Source organism: Amycolatopsis sp. WQ 127309 (assembly GCF_023023025.1).
GTDB lineage: Bacteria > Actinomycetota > Actinomycetes > Mycobacteriales > Pseudonocardiaceae > Amycolatopsis.
Map to the genome: position 1 here is coordinate 4,875,418 of NZ_CP095481.1, position 19,849 is coordinate 4,895,266.

At 71.4% G+C, this 19,849-nt stretch carries 18 protein-coding genes; 11 read left to right on the forward strand and 7 right to left on the reverse strand.

The window, feature by feature from the left end; genetic code table 11:
* Positions 1-433 precede the first annotated feature (433 nt).
* The 5 genes from rpsB (at position 434) to MUY22_RS23025 (ending at position 4,957) form a co-directional block, all read left to right on the forward strand.
* The gene (gene rpsB / locus MUY22_RS23005; protein ID WP_247062384.1) at positions 434-1,324 is read left to right on the forward strand and encodes a 30S ribosomal protein S2; all 891 of its coding nucleotides are present in this window, start codon (positions 434-436) and stop codon (positions 1,322-1,324) included.
* A 100-nt stretch (positions 1,325-1,424) separates the two neighbouring features.
* The gene (gene tsf / locus MUY22_RS23010) at positions 1,425-2,240 is read left to right on the forward strand and encodes a translation elongation factor Ts (protein WP_247062386.1); all 816 of its coding nucleotides are present in this window, start codon (positions 1,425-1,427) and stop codon (positions 2,238-2,240) included.
* A 118-nt stretch (positions 2,241-2,358) separates the two neighbouring features.
* Complete coding sequence (gene pyrH / locus MUY22_RS23015) at positions 2,359-3,102, forward strand: UMP kinase (RefSeq protein WP_247062389.1); 744 nt, start codon at positions 2,359-2,361, stop codon at positions 3,100-3,102.
* A gap of 50 nt (positions 3,103-3,152) precedes the next feature.
* Entirely contained in the window at positions 3,153-3,710 is a 558-nt protein-coding gene (gene frr / locus MUY22_RS23020; RefSeq protein ID WP_247062391.1) for a ribosome recycling factor, read from the forward strand.
* 410 nt (positions 3,711-4,120) lie between these two features.
* Positions 4,121-4,957 carry a CDP-archaeol synthase gene (locus MUY22_RS23025; RefSeq protein WP_247062393.1) on the forward strand — a complete coding sequence of 279 codons (837 nt, stop codon included), beginning with the start codon at positions 4,121-4,123 and terminating at the stop codon, positions 4,955-4,957.
* On the opposite strand, the gene MUY22_RS49630 is transcribed toward MUY22_RS23025, so the two are convergent.
* Positions 4,907-5,872 carry a LysR family transcriptional regulator gene (locus MUY22_RS49630; protein WP_305879378.1) on the reverse strand — a complete coding sequence of 322 codons (966 nt, stop codon included), beginning with the start codon at positions 5,870-5,872 and terminating at the stop codon, positions 4,907-4,909. The two genes, MUY22_RS23025 and MUY22_RS49630, sit on opposite strands and share 51 nt — an antisense overlap.
* Positions 5,873-5,966: 94 nt before the next feature.
* Between MUY22_RS49630 and MUY22_RS23035 the strand changes: the two genes are divergently transcribed.
* Complete coding sequence (locus MUY22_RS23035) at positions 5,967-7,292, forward strand: MFS transporter (protein WP_247062395.1); 1,326 nt, start codon at positions 5,967-5,969, stop codon at positions 7,290-7,292.
* Here MUY22_RS23035 and MUY22_RS23040 read toward each other — a convergent pair.
* Entirely contained in the window at positions 7,280-8,125 is an 846-nt protein-coding gene (locus tag MUY22_RS23040; RefSeq protein WP_247062396.1) for a VOC family protein, read from the reverse strand. The genes MUY22_RS23035 and MUY22_RS23040 overlap by 13 nt on opposite strands.
* A gap of 110 nt (positions 8,126-8,235) precedes the next feature.
* Here MUY22_RS23040 and MUY22_RS23045 point away from each other — a divergent pair, with 110 nt between their 5' ends.
* Positions 8,236-9,048 carry a class I SAM-dependent methyltransferase gene (locus MUY22_RS23045; protein ID WP_247062397.1) on the forward strand — a complete coding sequence of 271 codons (813 nt, stop codon included), beginning with the start codon at positions 8,236-8,238 and terminating at the stop codon, positions 9,046-9,048.
* On the opposite strand, the gene MUY22_RS23050 is transcribed toward MUY22_RS23045, so the two are convergent.
* A complete protein-coding gene (locus tag MUY22_RS23050; RefSeq protein ID WP_247062398.1) occupies positions 8,985-9,620 on the reverse strand; it encodes a PadR family transcriptional regulator in 636 nt (211 codons plus the stop codon). The two genes, MUY22_RS23045 and MUY22_RS23050, sit on opposite strands and share 64 nt — an antisense overlap.
* Before the next feature lie 112 nt (positions 9,621-9,732).
* Here MUY22_RS23050 and MUY22_RS23055 point away from each other — a divergent pair, with 112 nt between their 5' ends.
* Together MUY22_RS23055 and MUY22_RS23060 are read left to right on the forward strand one after the other, a co-directional pair.
* Entirely contained in the window at positions 9,733-10,218 is a 486-nt protein-coding gene (locus tag MUY22_RS23055) for an Lrp/AsnC family transcriptional regulator (protein WP_247062399.1), read from the forward strand.
* Positions 10,219-10,323: 105 nt separating this feature from the next.
* Entirely contained in the window at positions 10,324-12,633 is a 2,310-nt protein-coding gene (locus MUY22_RS23060) for a pyruvate dehydrogenase (protein WP_247062400.1), read from the forward strand.
* Here the strand turns inward: MUY22_RS23060 and MUY22_RS23065 are convergent.
* Positions 12,630-13,250, reverse strand: coding sequence for a hypothetical protein (locus MUY22_RS23065; RefSeq protein WP_247062401.1), 621 nt, complete (start codon positions 13,248-13,250; stop codon positions 12,630-12,632). The two genes, MUY22_RS23060 and MUY22_RS23065, sit on opposite strands and share 4 nt — an antisense overlap.
* Positions 13,251-13,357: 107 nt before the next feature.
* Entirely contained in the window at positions 13,358-14,551 is a 1,194-nt protein-coding gene (locus MUY22_RS23070) for a glycosyltransferase (protein WP_247062402.1), read from the reverse strand.
* Positions 14,552-14,672: 121 nt separating this feature from the next.
* Here MUY22_RS23070 and rlmN point away from each other — a divergent pair, with 121 nt between their 5' ends.
* Together rlmN and MUY22_RS23080 are read left to right on the forward strand one after the other, a co-directional pair.
* A complete protein-coding gene (gene rlmN / locus MUY22_RS23075; RefSeq protein WP_247062403.1) occupies positions 14,673-15,779 on the forward strand; it encodes a 23S rRNA (adenine(2503)-C(2))-methyltransferase RlmN in 1,107 nt (368 codons plus the stop codon).
* A 36-nt stretch (positions 15,780-15,815) separates the two neighbouring features.
* Entirely contained in the window at positions 15,816-16,091 is a 276-nt protein-coding gene (locus MUY22_RS23080) for a hypothetical protein (RefSeq protein ID WP_247062405.1), read from the forward strand.
* A 54-nt stretch (positions 16,092-16,145) separates the two neighbouring features.
* Here the strand turns inward: MUY22_RS23080 and MUY22_RS23085 are convergent, their stop codons facing one another.
* Both MUY22_RS23085 and MUY22_RS23090 read right to left on the reverse strand, forming a co-directional pair.
* On the reverse strand, positions 16,146-17,360 hold the full coding sequence (locus MUY22_RS23085; protein ID WP_247062407.1) for a GNAT family N-acetyltransferase: 1,215 nt from the start codon (positions 17,358-17,360) through the stop codon (positions 16,146-16,148).
* Between the two features lie 98 nt (positions 17,361-17,458).
* On the reverse strand, positions 17,459-19,627 hold the full coding sequence (locus MUY22_RS23090; protein WP_247062409.1) for a hypothetical protein: 2,169 nt from the start codon (positions 19,625-19,627) through the stop codon (positions 17,459-17,461).
* Positions 19,628-19,849: the final 222 nt, after the last annotated feature.

A 19,849-nucleotide genomic window follows, 5' to 3' on the forward strand; every position in this document is an offset into this window, starting at 1 on the left:
ATCAGCCCCTTGCCACGACCCGGCACCCCACCTTTGAACCCCTTGATCGACTCCACCCGTCCAGCCTGCGGCACCTTCGAACCTCTTGGGGTCCGATGCCCGGATCTGTGGACAACTCACCCCGTTGTGGACAACCCGGCCCGGCGGTGGCCGCCGGTGGGGGAGGGGCTGGTGGCAGGGGGTAGAATCTTTTCCGCGGTCCGTGTGAGCGGACTGACTTCGCGTGCACGTGCGCGTTCCCCCGCCAGTGGATCACCGGCCGGGGCGAGTCGCACGGTGTTCGGCGGTCCCTGTGGTCCTTCGCCTCAGGGTCCGGACACCGGCACGGGCACCAGGGCGAGCGGCCTCCCGGCCGCGAGCGACAAAACCGAGTAGCGCGGCAGGGTCCTCAAGGGCTCCGGCGCGCACGACACAGAAGAGGTCGATTCCGGCAATGGCCGTCGTCACCATGAAGCAGCTGCTCGACAGCGGCGTCCACTTCGGGCACCAGACCCGTCGGTGGAACCCGAAGATGAAGCGCTACATCTTCACCGAGCGCAACGGCATCTACATCATCGACCTGCAGCAGACGCTGACCTACATCGACCGTGCGTACGAGTTCATCAAGGAAACCGTCGCGCACGGCGGCACGATCATGTTCGTCGGCACGAAGAAGCAGGCTCAGGAAGCCATCGCGGCCGAAGCCCTGCGCGTGGGCATGCCCTACGTGAACCAGCGCTGGCTCGGCGGCATGCTGACCAACTTCCAGACCGTGCACAAGCGTCTCCTCCGCCTGAAGGAGCTCGAGTCGCGGGAGCAGACCGGCGGCTTCGAGGGTCTCACCAAGCGCGAGATCCTGACGCTGACCCGCGAGAAGGACAAGCTCGAGAAGACCCTCGGCGGTATCCGCGACATGGCCAAGGTGCCGAGCATCGTGTGGATCGTCGACACGAAGAAGGAGCACATCGCCGTCGGCGAGGCTCGCAAGCTGAACATCCCGGTCGTCGCGATCCTGGACACCAACTGCGACCCGGACGAGGTCGACTACCCGATCCCGGGCAACGACGACGCCATCCGGTCGGCCGCGCTGCTGACCAAGGTCGTCGCCGAGGCCGCGGCCGCCGGTCTGATGCAGCGCTCCAGCCGCAACGGTGCTTCGGCCGACTCCAAGCCGGAGCCGGGTGTCGCCACCGACGAGCCGCTGGCCGAGTGGGAGAAGGAGCTGCTCGCCGGCTCCGAGACCGCCGCCGCCGACGCGACCGAGGCGGCCGCGGCCGTCGACGCTCCGGTCGAGACGCCGGCCGAGGCCCCCGCCGAGGCCGAGCAGGCGACCGCCTCCTCCTGATCCACCGCTGTCCGTGCGGCCGGGCCGGATCCCGGCCCGGCCGCACGGATGTCGCTCCCCCCAAGGATTTCACGTACCTGAAAAGGACGGATTTAGCAGAATGGCGAACTACACCGCCGCTGACGTGAAGCGCCTGCGCGAGATGACCGGCGCCGGCTTCATGGACTGCAAGAAGGCGATGGAGGAGAACGACGGCGACTTCGACAAGGCCGTCGAGTTCCTCCGCATCAAGGGCGCCAAGGACGTCGGCAAGCGCGCCGAGCGCGCCACCGCCGAAGGCCTCGTCGCCGGCGCCGGCGGCGTCCTGATCGAGCTCGACTCCGAGACCGACTTCGTCGCGAAGAACGCCGAGTTCCAGGCGCTCGCCGCGAAGATCGTCGAGGTCGCGAAGACCCTCAAGTCCAGCGACGTGGACGCCCTCAAGGGCGCCGAGCTGGACGGCAAGACGGTCAACGAGGTCGTGCAGGAGCTGTCCGCCCGCATCGGCGAGAAGCTCGAGCTGCGCCGCGTCGTGTCCTTCGAGGGCCAGACCACGAGCTACCTGCACCGCCGCGGCTCGGACCTGCCGCCGGCCGTCGGCGTGCTCGTCGAGTTCACCGGTGACGACACCGAGGCCGCCCGCGCCGCCGCCATGCAGGTCGCCGCGCTGCGCGCGAAGTACCTGACCCGCGACGAGGTGCCCGCCGAGATCGTCGAGAACGAGCGCTCCATCGCGGAGAAGACCGCCCGTGAAGAGGGCAAGCCGGAGCAGGCGATGGCGAAGATCGTCGAAGGCAAGGTCAACGCGTACTACAAGGACAACGTGCTGCTCGAGCAGCCGTCGGTCAAGGACAACAAGAAGACCGTCAAGGCTCTGCTCGACGCGGCGGGCGTGACGATCACGAAGTTCGCCCGTTTCGAGGTCGGCCAGGCCTGAGGTCAGGTCCGGGCGTAGGTTTCACCCCCAGTGCCCCGTCTCCGTCCATCGGGGACGGGGCACTGCCGGGTCCAGAAGAAGATTTTTCGAAGGTCGAAGCGCCTAGGAGGCGACATAGATGGGTGACCGGGTCGAAGGTGGCTACCGCCGGGTGCTGCTGAAGCTGGGCGGCGAGATGTTCGGTGGCGGTTCGATCGGCGTCGATCCGGATGTCGTCCACTCGGTCGCGCAGCAGATCGCCGACGTCGCCCGCACCGGCGTCCAGGTCGCCGTCGTGATCGGCGGCGGCAACTACTTCCGCGGCGCCGAGCTGTCGCAGCGCGGCATGGACCGCGACCGCGCCGACTACATGGCGATGCTGGGCACCGTGATGAACTGCCTGGCGCTGCAGGACTTCCTGGAGAAGGAGGGCCTGCCCACCCGGGTGCAGACCGCGATCACGATGGGCCAGGTCGCCGAGCCGTACATCCCGCGCCGCGCCGAGCGGCACCTGGAGAAGGGCCGCGTCGTGATCTTCGGCGCCGGGGTCGGCATGCCGTATTTCTCCACCGACACCGCGGCCGCGCAGCGGGCGCTCGAGCTGGGCTGCGAGGCCGTGCTGATGGCGAAGGCCGTCGACGGCGTCTACACCGCGGACCCGAAGAGCGACCCGACCGCCGAGATGTTCCGCGAGATCACCCACCGCGAGGTGCTGGAGCGGGACCTCAAGGTCGCCGACGCGACGGCGTTCAGCCTCTGCATGGACAACAACATGCCGATCATCGTGTTCAACCTGCTCACCGAGGGGAACATCGCCCGCGCGGTGAGTGGTGAAAGAATTGGGACCCTGGTCTGTACCCCCGCCGACGGGGTACCTGCCTAGACCTGCTGGGATCAGCCAGGCGCCACACCATCACAACAACGGGAGTAGCCGTGATCGACGAGACCCTCCTCGATGCCGAGGAGAAGATGGAAAAAGCGGTGTCCGTCGCGAAGGACGACCTGACGTCGGTGCGCACCGGCCGGGCCACCTCGTCGATGTTCTCGCGCATCGTGGTCGAGTACTACGGTGCGCCGACCCCGCTGAACCAGCTGGCCAGCGTGAACGTGCCGGAAGCCCGGATGGCGCTGATCAAGCCCTACGACCAGACCCAGCTCAACGCCATCGAGAAGGCCATCCGCGAGTCCGACCTCGGGGTCAACCCGAGCAACGACGGCCAGGTCATCCGCATCGTCATCCCGCAGCTCACCGAGGAGCGGCGCAAGGAGATGGTGAAGGTCGCCAAGGGCAAGGGCGAGGACGCGCGGGTGACCATCCGCAGCATCCGCCGCAAGGCCAAGGAAGAGCTCGACCGCATCGGCAAGGACGGCGAAGCGGGCGAAGACGAGGTCGTGCGCGCGGAGAAGGAACTGCAGAACCTCACCGACACGTACTCGCACAAGGTCGACGAGCTGGTCAAGCACAAGGAAGCCGAGCTGCTCGAGGTCTGATGGCACAGGTGAGCGAGGAACGCGAAGACCGGGTGGACGCCACCGGCGAAGAACCGGCGGCCGGTCCCGGGACGCCGGAACCGGCCACATCCGGCGAGCCGGCATCGACCCGGCCGGCCGACGCGGCCACGCCGGGATCGGCCCGGCCGAATGGTGCTGCTGTGCCGACCGAGGTCACTTCGTCGGGATCGGCTCAGCCGACCGAGGCTGCTTCGCCGGAATCGGCTGAACCGACCGGGGCCGGGTCGGCATCGGCGCGACCGGCCGCTGCTACCTCCCGAGGCTCCGCCCGGACGAACGGTGCTGCTGCGCCGGCTTCGGCGCAGCCGAGCGGCGCTGCCGAGGCTGAGGTGACCGAGACCGACGCGTCGGCTCAGGCGACTGAGGCGACGGCGTCGGCTGAGGGTGCTGTGGCGCCTGAAGCCAAGAAGGGCTCCAAGGCCGGGCGTAACCTGCCCGCGGCCATCGGTGTCGGGTTGCTGCTCGGGGCCGCGATCATCGTTTCCCTGCTCACCGTGCGCTTCATCTTCATCGGGATCATCGCGGTCGCCATCGCGGTCGGCACCTTCGAGTTCGCCGGCGTGCTGCGCCGGGTCGCCGACACCCGGATCGCCGTGATCCCGGTGCTGGTCGGCGGGCAGGCGATGATCTGGCTGGCCTGGCCGTTCGGCCGGGAAGGCGCGCTGACGGCGTTCGTCCTCACCGTGCTCGCCTGTCTGCTCTGGCGGCTGCCCGGCGGTGCGAAGGGCTACCTGCGCGACATCAGCGCGTCGGCGTTCGCCGCGGCCTACCTGCCGCTGTTCGGCGCGTTCGCGGCGATGCTCGTGCCGCCGTCGGACGGCGTCGGGCGCGTTCTCACCTTCCTGATCGGCGTTGTCGCCTCGGACACCGGTGGGTACATCGCCGGCGTTCTCGGCGGGAAGCACCCGATGGCGCCCAGCATCAGCCCGAAGAAGACCTGGGAAGGCTTCGCGGGGTCGGTGGTCGGTGGCGTCGTGGCCGGAGCGCTGACGCTCAGCCTGCTGCTCGACGGCCACGTCTGGCAGGGCGTGATCTTCGGCGTCGCGATCGTGCTCACTGCTACCCTCGGCGACCTCGTCGAGTCGCTGATCAAGCGCGACCTGGGCGTCAAGGACATGGGCACGCTGCTGCCCGGGCACGGCGGGATCATGGACCGCCTCGACTCGCTGCTGCCCTCAGCCGTGGTGTCCTGGCTGCTGCTCTCGGCGTTCGTGCCGCTGGGCTGACGCGCGGTGCGGGTCGGTCGCCGGTAACCAGGCGCCCGGCTCGTCCCAGCGCATCGTCGCCCGCAGGCCCAGTACCCGCTCGACGACCTGCGCGACCTCCGGCCGGTCGTCGTCGCGCCGGTGCACCAGCGACCACGTCCAGCCCGGGCCCGGAGCGCCGATCGGGCGCCGCACCAGGCTCGGCGGGAACGGCGCCGTGTGCCGCTTCGGTGACTGCAGCACCGGTACCCGCAGCCGTGTCACGTGGTCGAAGAACGCCTGGCCGGTAACGCCGCCGTCGTCGATGTGGACGACCCGGGCGCCGCTCGCCGCCGCGTAGTCCAGCGCGAACTCGTTCCACGCCAGCCACGACGACTGGTCCGAGTCGACCAGCACCGACACCGACGGCGCGGGCACCGTGTCCAACCGGGCCGCAGGCTGATCACCGGGCACGATCGCGGGCAGCGTCTCGATCCGCACCAGGTGCGCCACGAGGCCGAGGGAAGAAAGCCGCCCGGTGTCCACCCAGGCCAGCGCGAGATCCAGGGTGCCTTCGGCGACCCGGACGACCTGGGTGTGCGACGGCAGCACCCACTCGTCCAGCCGGACGACGTCGCCGAGCAGCCGCGTCAGCTCGGCCGGCAGCCAGCTCACGTGCCCGAGGCGGAGCTTCGTCCGCGCGGTGCCGCGAACCCGGCGCGCAGCGGCGTCGGCCAGCTCCAGGATCTGCCGCGCGTCGCCGACCAGCGCGGCCCCGGCCCGGGTCAGCTCGACGTGCCGCCGGTCGCGGACGAACAGCGCCGCGCCCAGGTCCCGTTCGAGCTTCTTGATCTGCTGTGACAGCGACGGGCTCGCGATGTGCAGCCGCTCGGCCGCCCGTCCGAAGTGCAGTTCCTCCGCGACCGCCAGGAAGTACCGGAGCTGCCGTAGTTCCATGACGGCACGGTAGACCTGCGGTAAGAGGTTCCGCCTACCAGACGTAGGCGATGGTTCGTGGACCACCGAAGCGTCCAGGGGTTTGACTCGGGGCATGCCCGCCGAAACCCGCGCCCCGGCCAAGCTCGCGCTCACCGCCGTCTGTCTGGGCTTCCTGATGATCACCCTCGACGCGACCATCGTGAACCTCGCGCTCCCGGCGATCGGCGCCGACTTCGGCGAGCCGTCGACCGCCGCGCTGCAGTGGGTGGTCGACGCCTACACCGTGACGCTCGCCGCGTTCCTGCTCACCTGGGGCGCCGCCGGCGACCGGTGGGGTTCGCGTCGCGTCTTCGAGGTCGGCGTCGCGGTCTTCGTGCTCGCGAGCATCGCCTGCGCGCTCGCGGGCTCGGCCGCCTGGCTCATCGCCGCGCGGGCGGTGCAGGGTGCGGGCGCCGCCGCGCTGCTGCCGTCGTCGCTGGCGCTGATCGTCCACCAGTTCCCGGACCCGCGGGAGCGGGCCCGCGCGCTCGGTGTGTGGGGCGGGATGAGCGGGGCCGGTCTCGCCGCCGGGCCGGTGCTCGGCGGGCTGGCCGTGGGCCTGGCCGACTGGCGGCTGGTGTTCGCGGTGAACGTGCCGGTCGGGATCGTCGCGATCGTCCTGACGCGCCGCGCCGTCGCCGAACCGCCGCGGCACGCGTCGACCCGGCTGGACCTGGCCGGGCAGCTGACCGGCACGGCCTCGCTCGCCTGCCTCGTCGCGGGGTTCATCGAGTCGGGTCACGCGGGCTGGCTCGCCCCGCTGACGCTCACGTTGCTGGCCGGGGGCGTGGTGGCCGGCGCGGTGTTCGTGACCGTCGAACGGCGGGTGCCGGATCCCGTGCTGCCGCTGGGCGTCCTGCGGATCCGGAACTTCGCGGTGGCGACCGGCATCGGCGGCCTGTTCAACTTCTGCCTCTACGGCACCCTGTTCTCGCTCGCGCTGTACCTGCAACGCGCCTGGTCACTGGGTGCGCTCGCCGCCGGTCTCGCACTGGTGCCGCTGACGATGGCGGTGGGGCTCAACGCGTTCTTCAGCGGCCGCCTCACCGGGCGCTTCGGCGCGCGCGTCCCGATGATCGCGGGTGCGCTGGCCGGGTTCGCCGGCTCGGCCGGCTTCGCGCTGCTGCCCGCGGACCGGTCGCTCGTGGCGTTCGTGCTGGTCTCGGTGGTCTTCGGCTGCTGCTCGCTGGCGATGCCCGCGATGACGTCGCTGGCGATGAACTCCTTGCCGGACAAGGCAGGTCTCGCCGCCGGGGTGCTCAACGCGTCCCGGCAGACCGGCGGCGCGATCGGGGTCGCGCTCGTCGGCGCGTTGCTGCCCGCCACCGGGATGTGGCTGGTGGCGGGCGGCTACGCGCTGGTGGTGGTGCTGGCGCTGCTCGGGCGTCAGTCGTCGTAGGGGTCGTCGACCTCGGCGCGGCCCCAGCCTTCGGCGATGCGCGAGTGGTCGATCACGGCGAACACCGCGCCCTCCGGGTCGGCGAGGATCGCCATCCGGCCGAACGGGGTGTCGTACGGCTGGATCACGACGGTGCCGCCGTGCATGAGCGCCTCGCCCGCGACGGCGTCCACACCGCGCGCCGGGTCGATGTCGAAGTACACGAGCCAGTGCGGCGGGGTGTCGAGGCTGTACTCCGAACCCATCACGTAGCGGTACAGCACCGGCTGGTGCTCGATGAGCCATTCGGCGTAGTCGAGCGACTCGCCGTCGCCGATCTGGTGGCTCGAGTAGTTGAACAGCTTGGTGTAGAAGTGATCCGCCGCGACGCCGTCGTGGGTGTTGAGGTCGGCGCCGCTGAAGGTGTTGGGGATCCCGGTGACGAACTCCCAGTCCGGCGGGACCTCCCAGAACACCACCGGCGCGCCGCACGCGTCGTAGGCGTGCAGGATCGTTCCCCGCTGCGGGATCGGCATCGGGCCGAGCGTCAGTCGCCCGCCGAGGTGCTCCACCCATTCGGCCGCACTCGCCGTGTGCGGCACGGAGATGTGCGGCATCCAGCCCAGTGGCGCACCTTGGGCGGCGCGGTAGAGCCCGCCGACCGGGAGCTCGTTCAGCGTCGCGATCGCATAACGTCCGTCGGACGTCGCGGGATCGCGTTGAGTGGCGTACATCCAGCCGAAGAGGTCGCCGTAGAATCTCTCCACGACGGCCTGCTCCCGGCAGGCGAGCTCGATCCAGCACGGAATTCCGGCCGGAACCGGGGACGGGGTACTGGGCGGGCCGATCGTCATGAGTGCTCCTCCCGAGACCACCGAATTCTAGGCGTGATCCGTAAGGTTTCCGGCAAGAATCCGCGCCGGAAGAATCACTGTCGGCGGAGCGGGCCCCGGAAGGAGCAGCGGTGCGGTGGTCGTCCCGGCGCGCGGAGGTCGTGCCGAGTCCGAACATCTGGTACTACCAGGCCGACTACGAGCTGGAGAACCGGGCGCAGGACAGCGGGGGCGAGATCTGGCGCGTGCTGCGGGAGGAGTACGATTGGGCCGGCCGGGACGTGCTGGACGTCGGCTGCGGTGACGGCTACCACCTGCCGCGGTTCGCGCGCGACGCGCGGTCGGTGCTGGGGATCGAGCCGCACGAGCCGCTGGTGCGGGACGCGCTGGGGCGCGTGCGGGAGCTGGCGAACGTGGATGTCCGGCTGGGCCGGGCCCAGCGGCTGCCGGTCCGCAGCGCGAGCGTCGACGTCGTGCACGCGCGCACCGCGTACTTCTTCGGGCCCGGGTGCGAGCCCGGGCTGGCGGAGGCCGAGCGGGTGCTGCGGCCGGGTGGCGTGCTGCTGATCGTCGACCTCGACGCGACCAGTGAGCCCTACGGCGGCTGGATGCGTGCCGACCTACCGCGTTACGACCCGGTCGCGGTCGAACGGTTCTTCGCCCGCGCCGGGTTCGCGTGCCGCCGGGTCGCCACCGAGTGGCGTTTCGCGACCGCCGCGGACCTCGAAGCCGTGCTGAAGATCGAGTTCAGCAAACCGATCGCCGAACAGGCGATCGCGAAGTCCTTGCAGCGTAACGGGAATCGCGAGACCGACCTGACGCTGCCGGTGGGCTACCGCGTGCACACGCGGGTCAAGCCCACCGGCCTCGTCCTGCCTGGTCACTCCGCGGTCTCTTCGGACGGAGCCGAGGATTCGTCCTCGTCCTCGCCGAGGATGCCGTAGAGCGAGCGCCGGGCGTCGTTGAGCACCTCGGCCGCGCGGGCCTGCTGGCTCTCGGAGCCCGCGCGCATGATCTGCACGACGGCGGCGGCCAGGTTCTTGCCCGCCTTGGCCAGCCCGATCTCGGACGGGTCGACGTCCTGCGCGATCTGCTCCCACGGCGGGGTGCTGTCCTGCTGCTCCGCGGCGGTCCGGCCGTCGTCGGTCAGCTCGAACAGCTTCTTGCCGTGCTCGTCCTTGCTGACGACCAGGCCTTCGTCGGCCAGCAGCTGCAGCGTCGGGTAGACCGAGCCGGGGCTCGGCCGCCAGAAGCCGCCGGAGCGTTCGCCGATTTCGCGGATGATCTCGTAGCCGTGCCGGGGCTGCTCGGCGAGCAGCGCCAGGATCGCGGCGCGGACGTCACCGCGCCGGCTGCGACGACCGCCGTGGCCTCGCCGGCCCGGACCGTGACCCCGGCCGCGTCCGCCACCGGGACCGAAGCCCGGGGGGAAGTCGCCGAAGCCACCGAAGGGAGTGCGCCCGCGTTCACGGGCGAAGGGGTGTTCCTGGGTGAAGGGGTGTCGTTGCCTACGCATGTCGGTGTTCCTTTCTCGAACTGTTGCGACACGTTCACGATATATCGGAAACAGTCGGATGGCAACTGCCTCGTCGTGACACCGCTCACGACGGCCTGCGAAGATCGGCGGCGTGCCCGACACCATCGACGACATCGACGCGCGGCTCCTGCTGGCCCTGGGCGCGGACCCGCGCTCGACGGCGGTCGCGCTGGCCGAACGCCTCGGCCTGTCCCGCAACACGGTGCAGGCCCGGCTCGCCCGGCTGGAACAGCGCGGCGTGCTCGAGTCGTTCGAGCGCCGCATCGACCCGGCGCGGCTGGGCTACCCGCTGCGCGCGTTCGTCAACGCGCAGGTCGACCAGCGGCGCCTCGCCGCGATCGCCGACGCCCTCGCCGGCATCCCCGAGGTGACCGAGGTCTGCGGGCTGACCGGGGCGAGCGACCTGATGGTGCAGGTCGTCGCCGTCGACGCGGACGACCTCTACCGCATCGCCGGGCACATCCTGGCCTCGCCGGGTGTCGAGCGGACGAACATCTCGCTCGTCATGCGGGAGCTCGTCCCGTACCGGCTGAAGCCGCTGCTGGAGCGCGTGCATTCTGCCCAGCCGGAGGCGTGAGTCCCCCTCGGGGGAGTGCATTCTGCGCAGCTCGCGCGGCATCGGTTGTGCGATGCGTCCACCAGTGCTGTCCTGGTGACGCTTCCTGCACGAAAGGTGTCGACGATGACCCAGACCTCCCCGACCGCTCCGGCGACCGGCTCGGCCGAGCTCGCCGCGATCGAACGGCGGGTGCTGTGGCTCGCCACCGCGATCGTGCACCAGGCCAACCGGGTGCGGCCCAACCCGTCCGGGCTCAAGGTCGGCGGGCACCAGGCGTCCTGCGCGTCGCTGGTCTCGATCATGACGTCGCTGTGGTTCCGGCACCTGCGTCCCGAGGACCGCGTCTCGGTCAAGCCGCACGCGTCGCCCGTGCTCCACGCGATCAACTACCTGCTCGGCGAGCTGGACGAGGACTGGCTGCCGACGCTGCGCGAGTTCGGCGGGCTGCAGAGCTACCCCAGCCGCGCCAAGGACCCCGACCCGGTGGACTACTCGACCGGCTCGGTCGGCATCGGCGCCACCGCGCCGATCTGGGGCGCGCTGGCCCGCCGCTACCTGACGACGCGCGGGCGTGACGCGGGCACCGGACGGCAGTACTCGCTGGTCGGCGACGCCGAGCTGGACGAGGGCGCGATCTGGGAGGCGATCCTCGACCCGGCGGTGGCCGAGCTGGGCGAGATCGTCTGGATCGTCGACCTCAACCGCCAGTCCCTCGACCGCGTGGTGCCGAACATCGCGGCCGGGCGGCTGCAGGGCATGTTCGACGCGGCCGGCTGGCAGGTCCTGACGCTCAAGTACGGCCGGCTGCTGGAAGAGCTGTTCACCCGGCCCGGCGGGGCCGAGCTGCGCGCGCGGATCGACGCGATGCCGAACCCGGAGTACCAGCGGCTGCTGCGCTGCGACGCCGCTCAGCTGCGCGACCGGCTGCCCGCGGGCGATCAGGCACTGGCGGGGCTGGTGGCGTCGCTCGACGACGAGACGCTGCTGGCCGCGATCCGCAACCTGGGCGGCCACGACCTCGGCTCGCTCGACGAGGTCTTCGCGTCCATCTCGGACAGCCGGCCGACAGTGATCTTCGCCTACACCGTCAAGGGCCGCGGCCTGCCGACGCAGGGGCACCCGCAGAACCACTCGTCGCTGCTGACCGTCGAGCAGATGGAAGAGCTCGCTGCTTCGCTGGGCACGGATCTTTCAGCGCCGTGGCAGGGCTTCGCGGACGGGACATCCGAAGCCGCGTTGTGCGCCGACGTCGCTTCGCGCCTTCGCCGTCCGGACGTCCCTGCCGTGCCTCCGGTGGACCTGCCGGTCGACATCGGGCGCACGCCGTCCGGGACCGCGACGACGCAGGCGGCGCTGGGCCGCGTCCTGCTCGACCTGACGCGCGAAGCGCCCGAAGCGGCGAAGCGCGTGGTGACGGTCAGCCCGGACGTCAGCTCGACGACCAACCTCGGCGGCTGGGTCAACAAGGTCGGCGTCTGGTCGGCGATCGAGCGCCGCGACTGGTTCGACGACGACCCCGAGACGATCATGCACTGGCGCGAGAAGCCCACCGGCCAGCACGTCGAGCTGGGCATCGCCGAGACGAACCTGGTCGGCCTGCTGGGCGAGCTGGGCGCCACCTGGAGCCGCTGGGGTGAGCCGCTGCTGCCGATCGGCGTGATGTACGACCCGTTCGTCGAACGCGCGCTGGAGCCGTGGTCGTTCGGCATCTACGCGGGCGGCCAGTCGATCCTGATCGGCACGCCGTCCGGCGTCACGCTCGCCCCCGAAGGCGGCGCGCACCAGTCGATCACCACGCCGTCGATCGGCATCGAGCAGCCCGGCTGCGTCAGCTACGAACCGGCGTTCGCGATCGACACCGAGTGGACGCTGCTGGCCGCGCTGGGCCGGCTGGGCAAGCCGGGCGGCACGTCGTCCTACTTCCGGCTCTCGACCCGGCCGGTCGACCAGACGCTGGCCGGCGTCCCGGCCGACCCGGCCGCGCGCGAACGCCGTCGCCGCCAGGTCGTGGCGGGCGCGTACCTGCTGCGCCGGGCCGAAGCGCCGGTGGTCACGCTCGCGGCGATGGGCGCGCTGGTGCCCGACACCCTGGCGGCGGCCGAGCGGCTCGCGCAGGTCGGCGTCGAGGCGGACGTCGTCTGCGTGACGAGCCCGGGCCTGCTGTTCGAGGCGACGCGCGCGCGGACCGGGCAGGGGAGCGGCGAGAGCTGGATCCTCGACCAGGTCTTCCCGGCGTCCCGGGCGTGCCCGCTGGTCACGGTCCTCGACGGGCACCCGCACACGCTGGCGTTCCTCGCCGGGATCAACCGCGTGCCGGCGGCGACGCTGGGCGTCACCGGCTTCGGCCAGTCCGGGTCGCTGGAGGAGGTCTACCGCTACCACGGCATCGACACCGACGCGATCATCCGCGCGGTGCTGGACGTCGTGGGCTAAGAGAAGGTGGCGCCCGTCAGCAGGGTGTCCATCTTGGCGTCCCAGCCGGCGAAGGCGCCGTACTCGACGACGAGGATCTTGCTCGTCGGCAGCCACCACATGCGGACCTCGTTGTTCTGCGTGGCGTCCTCGCAGCTGACCTGCCAGCGGCCGTACTCGGCGTTCTTGGTCCCGACCGGCTTGAACCCGGACTCGACGAGGGTGCTGCCGGTGGCCGTCGCGGCCTCCCCGGGCGGCGACGCGGCGGTGATGCACGTCGGCACGTCCGTGCCGGTGTACCAGCCGAAGGGCCGCTTCGCGCTCGGCAGGTTGAGGGGCGCGTTGGGGTCCGACGTGGCTTCGCGCAGGTCCAGGAGCCGCGCTTCGCAGACGACGGTGCCTTCGGTGATGCAGCCGTCGAGCAGCCCGTCCTGGCTGTGCGCGGTGTACTTCGCGCCCGCCGGCAGCGTGACGTGCATGGTCCCGACGTCGATCCGGTCACCTGTGGGGGCCGCGGTCACGGTCGGCACCGGCTGGGGCCTGCCGTCCGTCGATGTCGTGCAGGCGGCGGCGCTCAGCACCACCACTGCGCCCACGACAATGGCCAGGACGCTGCGCCGGAAGGAACGGCTCCGCACGGGCTCACCTCTTTCGTCCGCCCTTGGACTCACGAACGGCCCGTCCGGTTCGCTGTGAATCCCGGTCAGATTAGGGCGGTGCGTTCAGGTGTGTTCACCCACCCGGGTCAGCCCAGAGCGGCGACCGCCCGGGCGAGGACGTCGGCCGGGCTGGGCTGCGTCGCCATCTCCGCGGCGACCTCCCGGGCCGCCGTCCGGAACCCGTCTTCGGTGAGCAACCGCTCGACCATCGCCCGCACGGTGGCGGCGTCCACGGTGGCCGGGTCGTGGCTGAGGCCGACGCCCCGGTCGGCGACGCGCTGCGCCGAGAGCGGGTTGTCCGCGAACGACGGCAGCACGAGCTGCGGGACGCCATAGGACAACGGCGCGGCCGTGGTGCCCGACCCGCCGTGGTGCACGATCGCCGAGCAGGACGGCAGGAACGCCGACAGCGCGAGGTAACCGACCGAGCGGACGTTCGGCGGCAGCTCGCCCAGCTCCGTCAGGTCCGCGGTCCCGGCGGCGAGCACGACCTCGACGTCCAAGGCGCCGAGCCCCTCCAGGACGACGGCCAGGCTGCTGACCCCGGACATCGCCGGCACCACTGTGCCGAGCGTGACGGCGATCCGCGGGCGGTCCGGGCGGCGCAACGCCCAGTCCGGGACGACGGCGCCGCCGTTGAAGGGCACGAACCGCATCCCCCACCACGGGACGCCGTCGCGCTCGTCGGGGTGCTCCGCGCCGGCGGCCAGCCCGCCCATGCTGGGCGCGCGCGGGTCGACCCTGGCGAGCACGGCGGGTTTCGCGTCGCCGATCCCGAGCTTGGCCCGCATCAGGTCGCTGACCTCGTCCTCGCCGAAGACGTGGTGCTCCGCCCGCCAGTCCGCGTCGCGCACCGACCACGAGATCCGGTTGCCGACCTCGAGCGCGGGCACGCCGAGTGCGACGGCCGCGAGCATCCCGGCGGCGTGGTCGGAGGTGTGGACGACGAGGTCGGCGCCGAACAGCCGGCCGGCCTCGATCGTGCCTTCGGTCATGGTCACGGTGAACAACCCGAAGGGGTTGCCCGCCCGCCGGGCCAGCCGGTACTCCTCGGGGAACTCGTCCTCGGACTTCCCCGCCACCGTGCCCATCAGGTCGTCCCAGACGTCCCGCTGCGGGAAGACGTCGAAGGCGGGCAGCCCGGCCCGCGCGCCGGCGTCGACCATCTCGGCGGACGTCGCGAGCAGGACCTCGTGCCCGGCGGCCCGCGCGGCCCAGACCAGGGGGATGAGCGGCAGCGTCAGCCCGTAGCCGGGGGCGGTCGCGAACAGGATCTTCACCCGGCGAGCCTGGCAGAACCCGCCGGTCACCGCAGCCGGTTTCCGCTCCGCCGTGACCTGGGGAACAGCCGTCCGGGTGGCCTGGGTGGCGCCGGATGCCGCGTGGGACACTGGGGGAGTTATGACTGCCCTTCCGCTCGTCTTCGACGCCCCCAAGCGCGGCCTGCCGCCGCGCCACCTCGCCGACCTTTCGGTGGCCGACCGCGCCGCCGCGGTAGCCGAGCTGGGGGAGAAGCCGTTCCGCGCGAAGCAGCTGTCGAACCACTACTTCTCGCGCCTGACGGTCGACCCGGCGGAGATGACGGACATCCCGGCGGCGTCGCGCTCTCGCTTGGTCGAAGAGCTGATGCCGACGCTGCTGACGGAGGTCCGCGCGCTGTCGGCCGACGACGGCGCGACCCGCAAGACGCTGTGGCGAGCGCACGACGGCACGCTGCTGGAGAGCGTCCTGATGCGCTACCCGGACCGCGCCACGCTGTGCATTTCGAGCCAGGCCGGCTGCGGCATGGCGTGCCCCTTCTGCGCGACCGGCCAGGGCGGCCTCGACCGCAACCTGTCGACGGCGGAGATCGTGGACCAGGTCCGCTCGGCCGCGGCGGTCATGCGCGACGGCAAGATGCCGGGCGGCCCCGGGCGGCTGTCGAACATCGTCTTCATGGGCATGGGCGAGCCCCTCGCGAACTACAAGCGTGTGGTGGCCGCGGTCCGGCGGATCACGGATCCTGCGCCGGGTGGTTTGGGGATCGGTCAGCGTTCGGTGACGGTGTCGACGGTGGGGTTGGCGCCGGCGATCCGGAAGCTGGCTGACGAGAAGATGCAGGTCCGCCTCGCCGTGTCGCTGCACACGCCGGACGACGAACTGCGGGACACGCTGGTGCCGGTGAACGAGCGCTGGTCGGTCGACGAGGTGCTGACGGCGGCTCGGTATTACGCGGACACGTCGGGTCGGCGGGTGTCGATCGAGTACGCGTTGATCCGGGACATCAACGACCAGCCGTGGCGGGCGGAGCTGCTGGCGAAGCGGCTGCGCAAGCACCTGGGTCAGCTGGTCCACGTGAACGTCATTCCGCTGAACCCGACGCCGGGTTCGAAGTGGGACGCGTCGCCGAAGCCGGTGGAGCGGGAGTTCGTGCGGCTGGTGAACGCCGGCGGCGTAGCCTGCACGGTGCGTGACACGCGCGGCCAGGAGATCGCCGCTGCTTGCGGGCAGCTCGCGGCCGAAGGCTGAGTTCCGGTTCTGTTCTGTGATGGAGAGTTTGTTGTGATGTCTGCCCCGAGCCTGTTCGACCCGGCCGCCGAGGAGCTCATGCTCACCGACGTCACCGGTCGCAGCGCGACCGAGGTCGCCCGCACGGCCCGGACCCTGCTGGGCGAGCAGTTCAGTTCGATGAGCTTCATGTACGTGCTGATGCGCGCGTTCGAGGTCGAGTTCCACGCGGCACGGGACGCCTCGCGCTGGCACGAGTTCCACGGCGGCCCGCGCGCCCTGTCGGACGCGGACCTCGAGGCGTTGCTGGCGCCCTGGCTGCCCGCACGCTGATCCCGAAGCGGCGGCTGGGGTACGTGCCCAGCCGGGCTCGTCCATAGTGGACGGTCAGAACCACTGCAGGCAGTGCGGGTCGCGTTCGGCTCGGAAGAGGTTGTCGGCCAGGGTTGCCGCCGAAGGGTTGTGTGCTCGGATGTGGCCGGCTCTTACCAGCGTGCTCGGGGCCGTGCCGCCCAGGTAGATCGAGCCCAGGTCGCTCACGTCCAGGGACAGGTCCGGCTCTCGGTCCGTCCGGACGCACGTTGCCTTTCCCGCCCTGACGCTCAGCAGGTAGCGGCCCTGCTCGGTGCGGAACGGGTCGGTGACGTCGAGGACCAGTTCGCCGTCCGTGAACCAGCCTCGGGCGGTCAGCGCGCGCGGGATGTCCAGTAGCCGCACCCAGAGCCAGTCGCCCTCGTCGCTCGCCTCGGCGGCGCGGAAGTCCGTCAGCTGCCAGCGCAGCGGGTGTCCTGGCGGGACCTGCTTCAGCACCACCTGGGTGACCAGGTCATGGGCGAGCAGGAACCGGGCCAGGGCCGTGAACACGGCGTCGTCGGAGGTGATGATCTCGTCCGCCGTCAACGTCGTGGGTTCGCTGAGGGAGTAGGCGGCGTAGCCGTCCGGGACGCCGTCCGCGCCGCGGTGGATGGCGATGTGGCGCTGCGCCAGGGAAACCGGGGGCTGGCCCGCGCCGGACGTCCACCAGTGGTGCGGCCGGGACAGCGCGCCCGGCTGCGTGCGGCGGTAGCGGTCGTAGATCTCTTCCAGGAGGTCGCCGCATTCGGCACGCTGCCGCAGCTCGATCGAGCCCGTCGCGGCCGGTTCGCCCGCCCGGGGGACGGCGAAGGTGGCCCGGTGGCGCGGCACCGTCAGCCGGCCCGTGTAGGTCGCCGGGCCGTAGCCGAACCGGCGGTAGATCACGGCTTCCGACGACAGCAGCACCGAGAGGAACTCCCCGCGGGCCCGCACCTCGGCGAGCTGGTGCCGCATCATCGCAGTGAGCACGCCTTGACGCCGGTGCGTGGGGACGACGCCGACGGCGGTCACGCCCGCGACCGGCGCGAGGGTGCCGCCGGGCAGCGTGAGTTCGAAGGAGTGCGCGGCGGCGGTGCCGACCGGCCGCCCGTCCGCCGTGACGGCGAGCAGGCCGCGGTCCATTTCGAGCGCCGACCACCAGAACCCGGTGCCTTCGGCCGGGGTCTCGCGGAAGCGCGCGAACGCGGCGTGGAGCGTCTCGAGGAAGACGTCGAGATCCTCGTCGGTCGTGGAACGGATCTCGGCCATCGAACTGCCTTTACGAGGAGAGGGAGGGGACTAAGAACCATTACAAGGAGTAGAAGGAAGTCCTCTCATGGCCTCGCACGACCAGGCTAGCGGTCAGCTCAGCTCGGGACCAACCGGTTTAGCCGGTCCAGGGTGATCACCTCGGCCGCGTCCGGCAGGCCGTCGGGCTGGTGCACGCCGAGGAACGTGACCGGGCCGTCGAGTTCGACGCCGGGCTCCCACTCGGTGACCTTCGTGCCCGCCGCGCGCATCAGGCCGACCAGGTGCGCGACGGTCAGGTACCGGCGCCGCAGCATGCCGCGCACCAGCCCGGCGGTGCCGGCCTGGTTGGCCTCGACGCGGTTGAAGTTCGGCGAGCCGGTCAGGTACAGGTGCAGCCACGTCGCGGTCCACGATCCGTCGTGGCAGCGGGCGAAGACGATCGGGAGCGCGACGCGGCCGCCGCCGCGCATGTCCGAGCGGGTCCGCACGGTGCGGGCCTCGAACGGCGCCCCGGCCTGCTCCCGATCGCCCGTCATCCAGCCGAACACCGACTCCGCGACTTCGTCGAAGCCTTCGCCGTAGTAGACGTTGACCTGCGGCACGACGTACGCGGCGGAGACCGAGTCCCGCGGGATGTCGATGAACTCGCTCGCCCCGTCCCGCGCGTCGGTCACGTCGCCGGAGTACACCGCGCCGCCGTCGCGGAGGTTCGTCCACGAGACGTGCCCGGCGTAGTGGAAGTCGGCGTCCAGCAGCAGCGCGGACAGGTCGAAGTCGGTGCTGCGGCCGGTCTGGCGCCAGTGCGTGAAGAACCGCAGCACCTCCCCGTCGACGTGACTGCGGGAACCACGCGGCAGTACGGCGAAGCCGTCTTCGCTCGCCTTCCCCGACAGCGGCAGCGCGACGTCCAGCACGGCCGGGTCGACGACCAGGTGCCCGTAGCGGGGGAGCCGGGTGGTCAGCTCGGCGTCGATCAGCGCGCAGGCGCGGACGACGACGTCGCCGGGCAGCGGCGGCCGCGTGTCCTCGGTGACCCACGCGCGGCGGCCGCGGGTGGTGAACACCCGGGCGGCGTCCGGCTCGGCGCGGTTGCCGAGGTGCTCGCGCACCGAGCACAGCACGCGCCCGGACACCGAGCCGAGGACCTTCGCCGCCGCGTCGAGGACGTCGTCCTGCTCGGCCTCGGAAGCGTTGCGCAGCAACCGATCCAGTGAGCGCAGCAGCATGCCCGGCGCGGCCGTGAGGATCGCCGCGGCCCCGGCGACGTCGTCGGCCGCGAAGGCCGCCTCCGCGCGGCCCGCCGTCGACTGCGCCGTCTTCTCGCCGCGGGCGACCGCGAACACGTCACGCGCGTTCGGGAACCGCGGGTACTCGTGCGGGTGCAGGTACTCGCCGAGGCGCTTGAACCGGCGCGAGAAGCGGTTGACGTCACCGAGCTTGCCTTCGTTGCCGGCGACGACGCGGTCCAGCGCGGCGAGCAGGACCCGCCGTTCACGGCGGGAGAAGCTGCGGAACCGCGTCGGTTCGGCCAGGGTGACGTCGCCACCGCTGGCCGCGCACGCGGTGCGCAGCACGTCGAGCACGGTGTCGACGGCGACCAGCGGCCGGCCCGCGGTCAGCCGGGCGGCGTTGAGCACGGCGCGGTTCTCCCGCACCGGCACGGCCGCGAGCTCGACGTCGCCGCAGCCGTCGGCCAGGTCGGCGAGCAGCCCCAGGTCAGCCTCCCCCAGCGGCGTGGCCGACTCGGCCAGCGTCCGGTACAGCGCGCGGGTCTCCTCTTCGAGGCTGCCGCCGAGCCGCAGGAGGGTGACGCGGTCCTTGACGGACGCGATCAGCTCGTCGTGGGCGGCCAGCAGTTCGGCGTAGGTGTGCTGGTAGCGGCCGTAGCGCGGCAGGTCGAGCAGCCCGACCAGACCGTCGCCGAGGAGCGCGAGCAGCTCCTTGTCGGTGGCCTTGCGCCTCTTGTCCGGGACGAAGGCCGAGCGCAGGCAGCTCACCCAGAACTCGACGGTGTCCGGCACGCCGCGCGGGAAGTCGATGAAGTACGCGTTGTGCCGCACGTGGTCGCCGACCAGCGCGCGGGCGGCGCCGACGACGTCGGCGGCCAGGTCCGTCGCCGCCCCCGGTTCCAGGCCGGCGACGTGCTCCAGGAGCTCGCGCGTGGCCTTGTACCCGGCGGTGGCCAGGACGGCGTCCATCTGCCGGGCCACGACGGCACCGTCCCCGGCGGGTGCGGTGCTCCGCGGCACACGCAGCGTCTTCCGGATGATCGTCGACACGTCCATGGGCCCATCTTCGGCTATTCCCCCGCGCGGGTGAAAAGGGTTTTCGGGACGTCCCCGGTCATTTCGCGAGCGGCGGGCGTCAGGTGAATGGCGGGCGAACGACCGGTGGCCGGCGGCGAATTCCGCGAGGACGAATAGCGCACTTCGGCCGAAATGAACACCCTTCACCACGGATTGGTCGAAGCGCTGTGGGATATGTCACTGTTGGTGAGTTGCCAACTC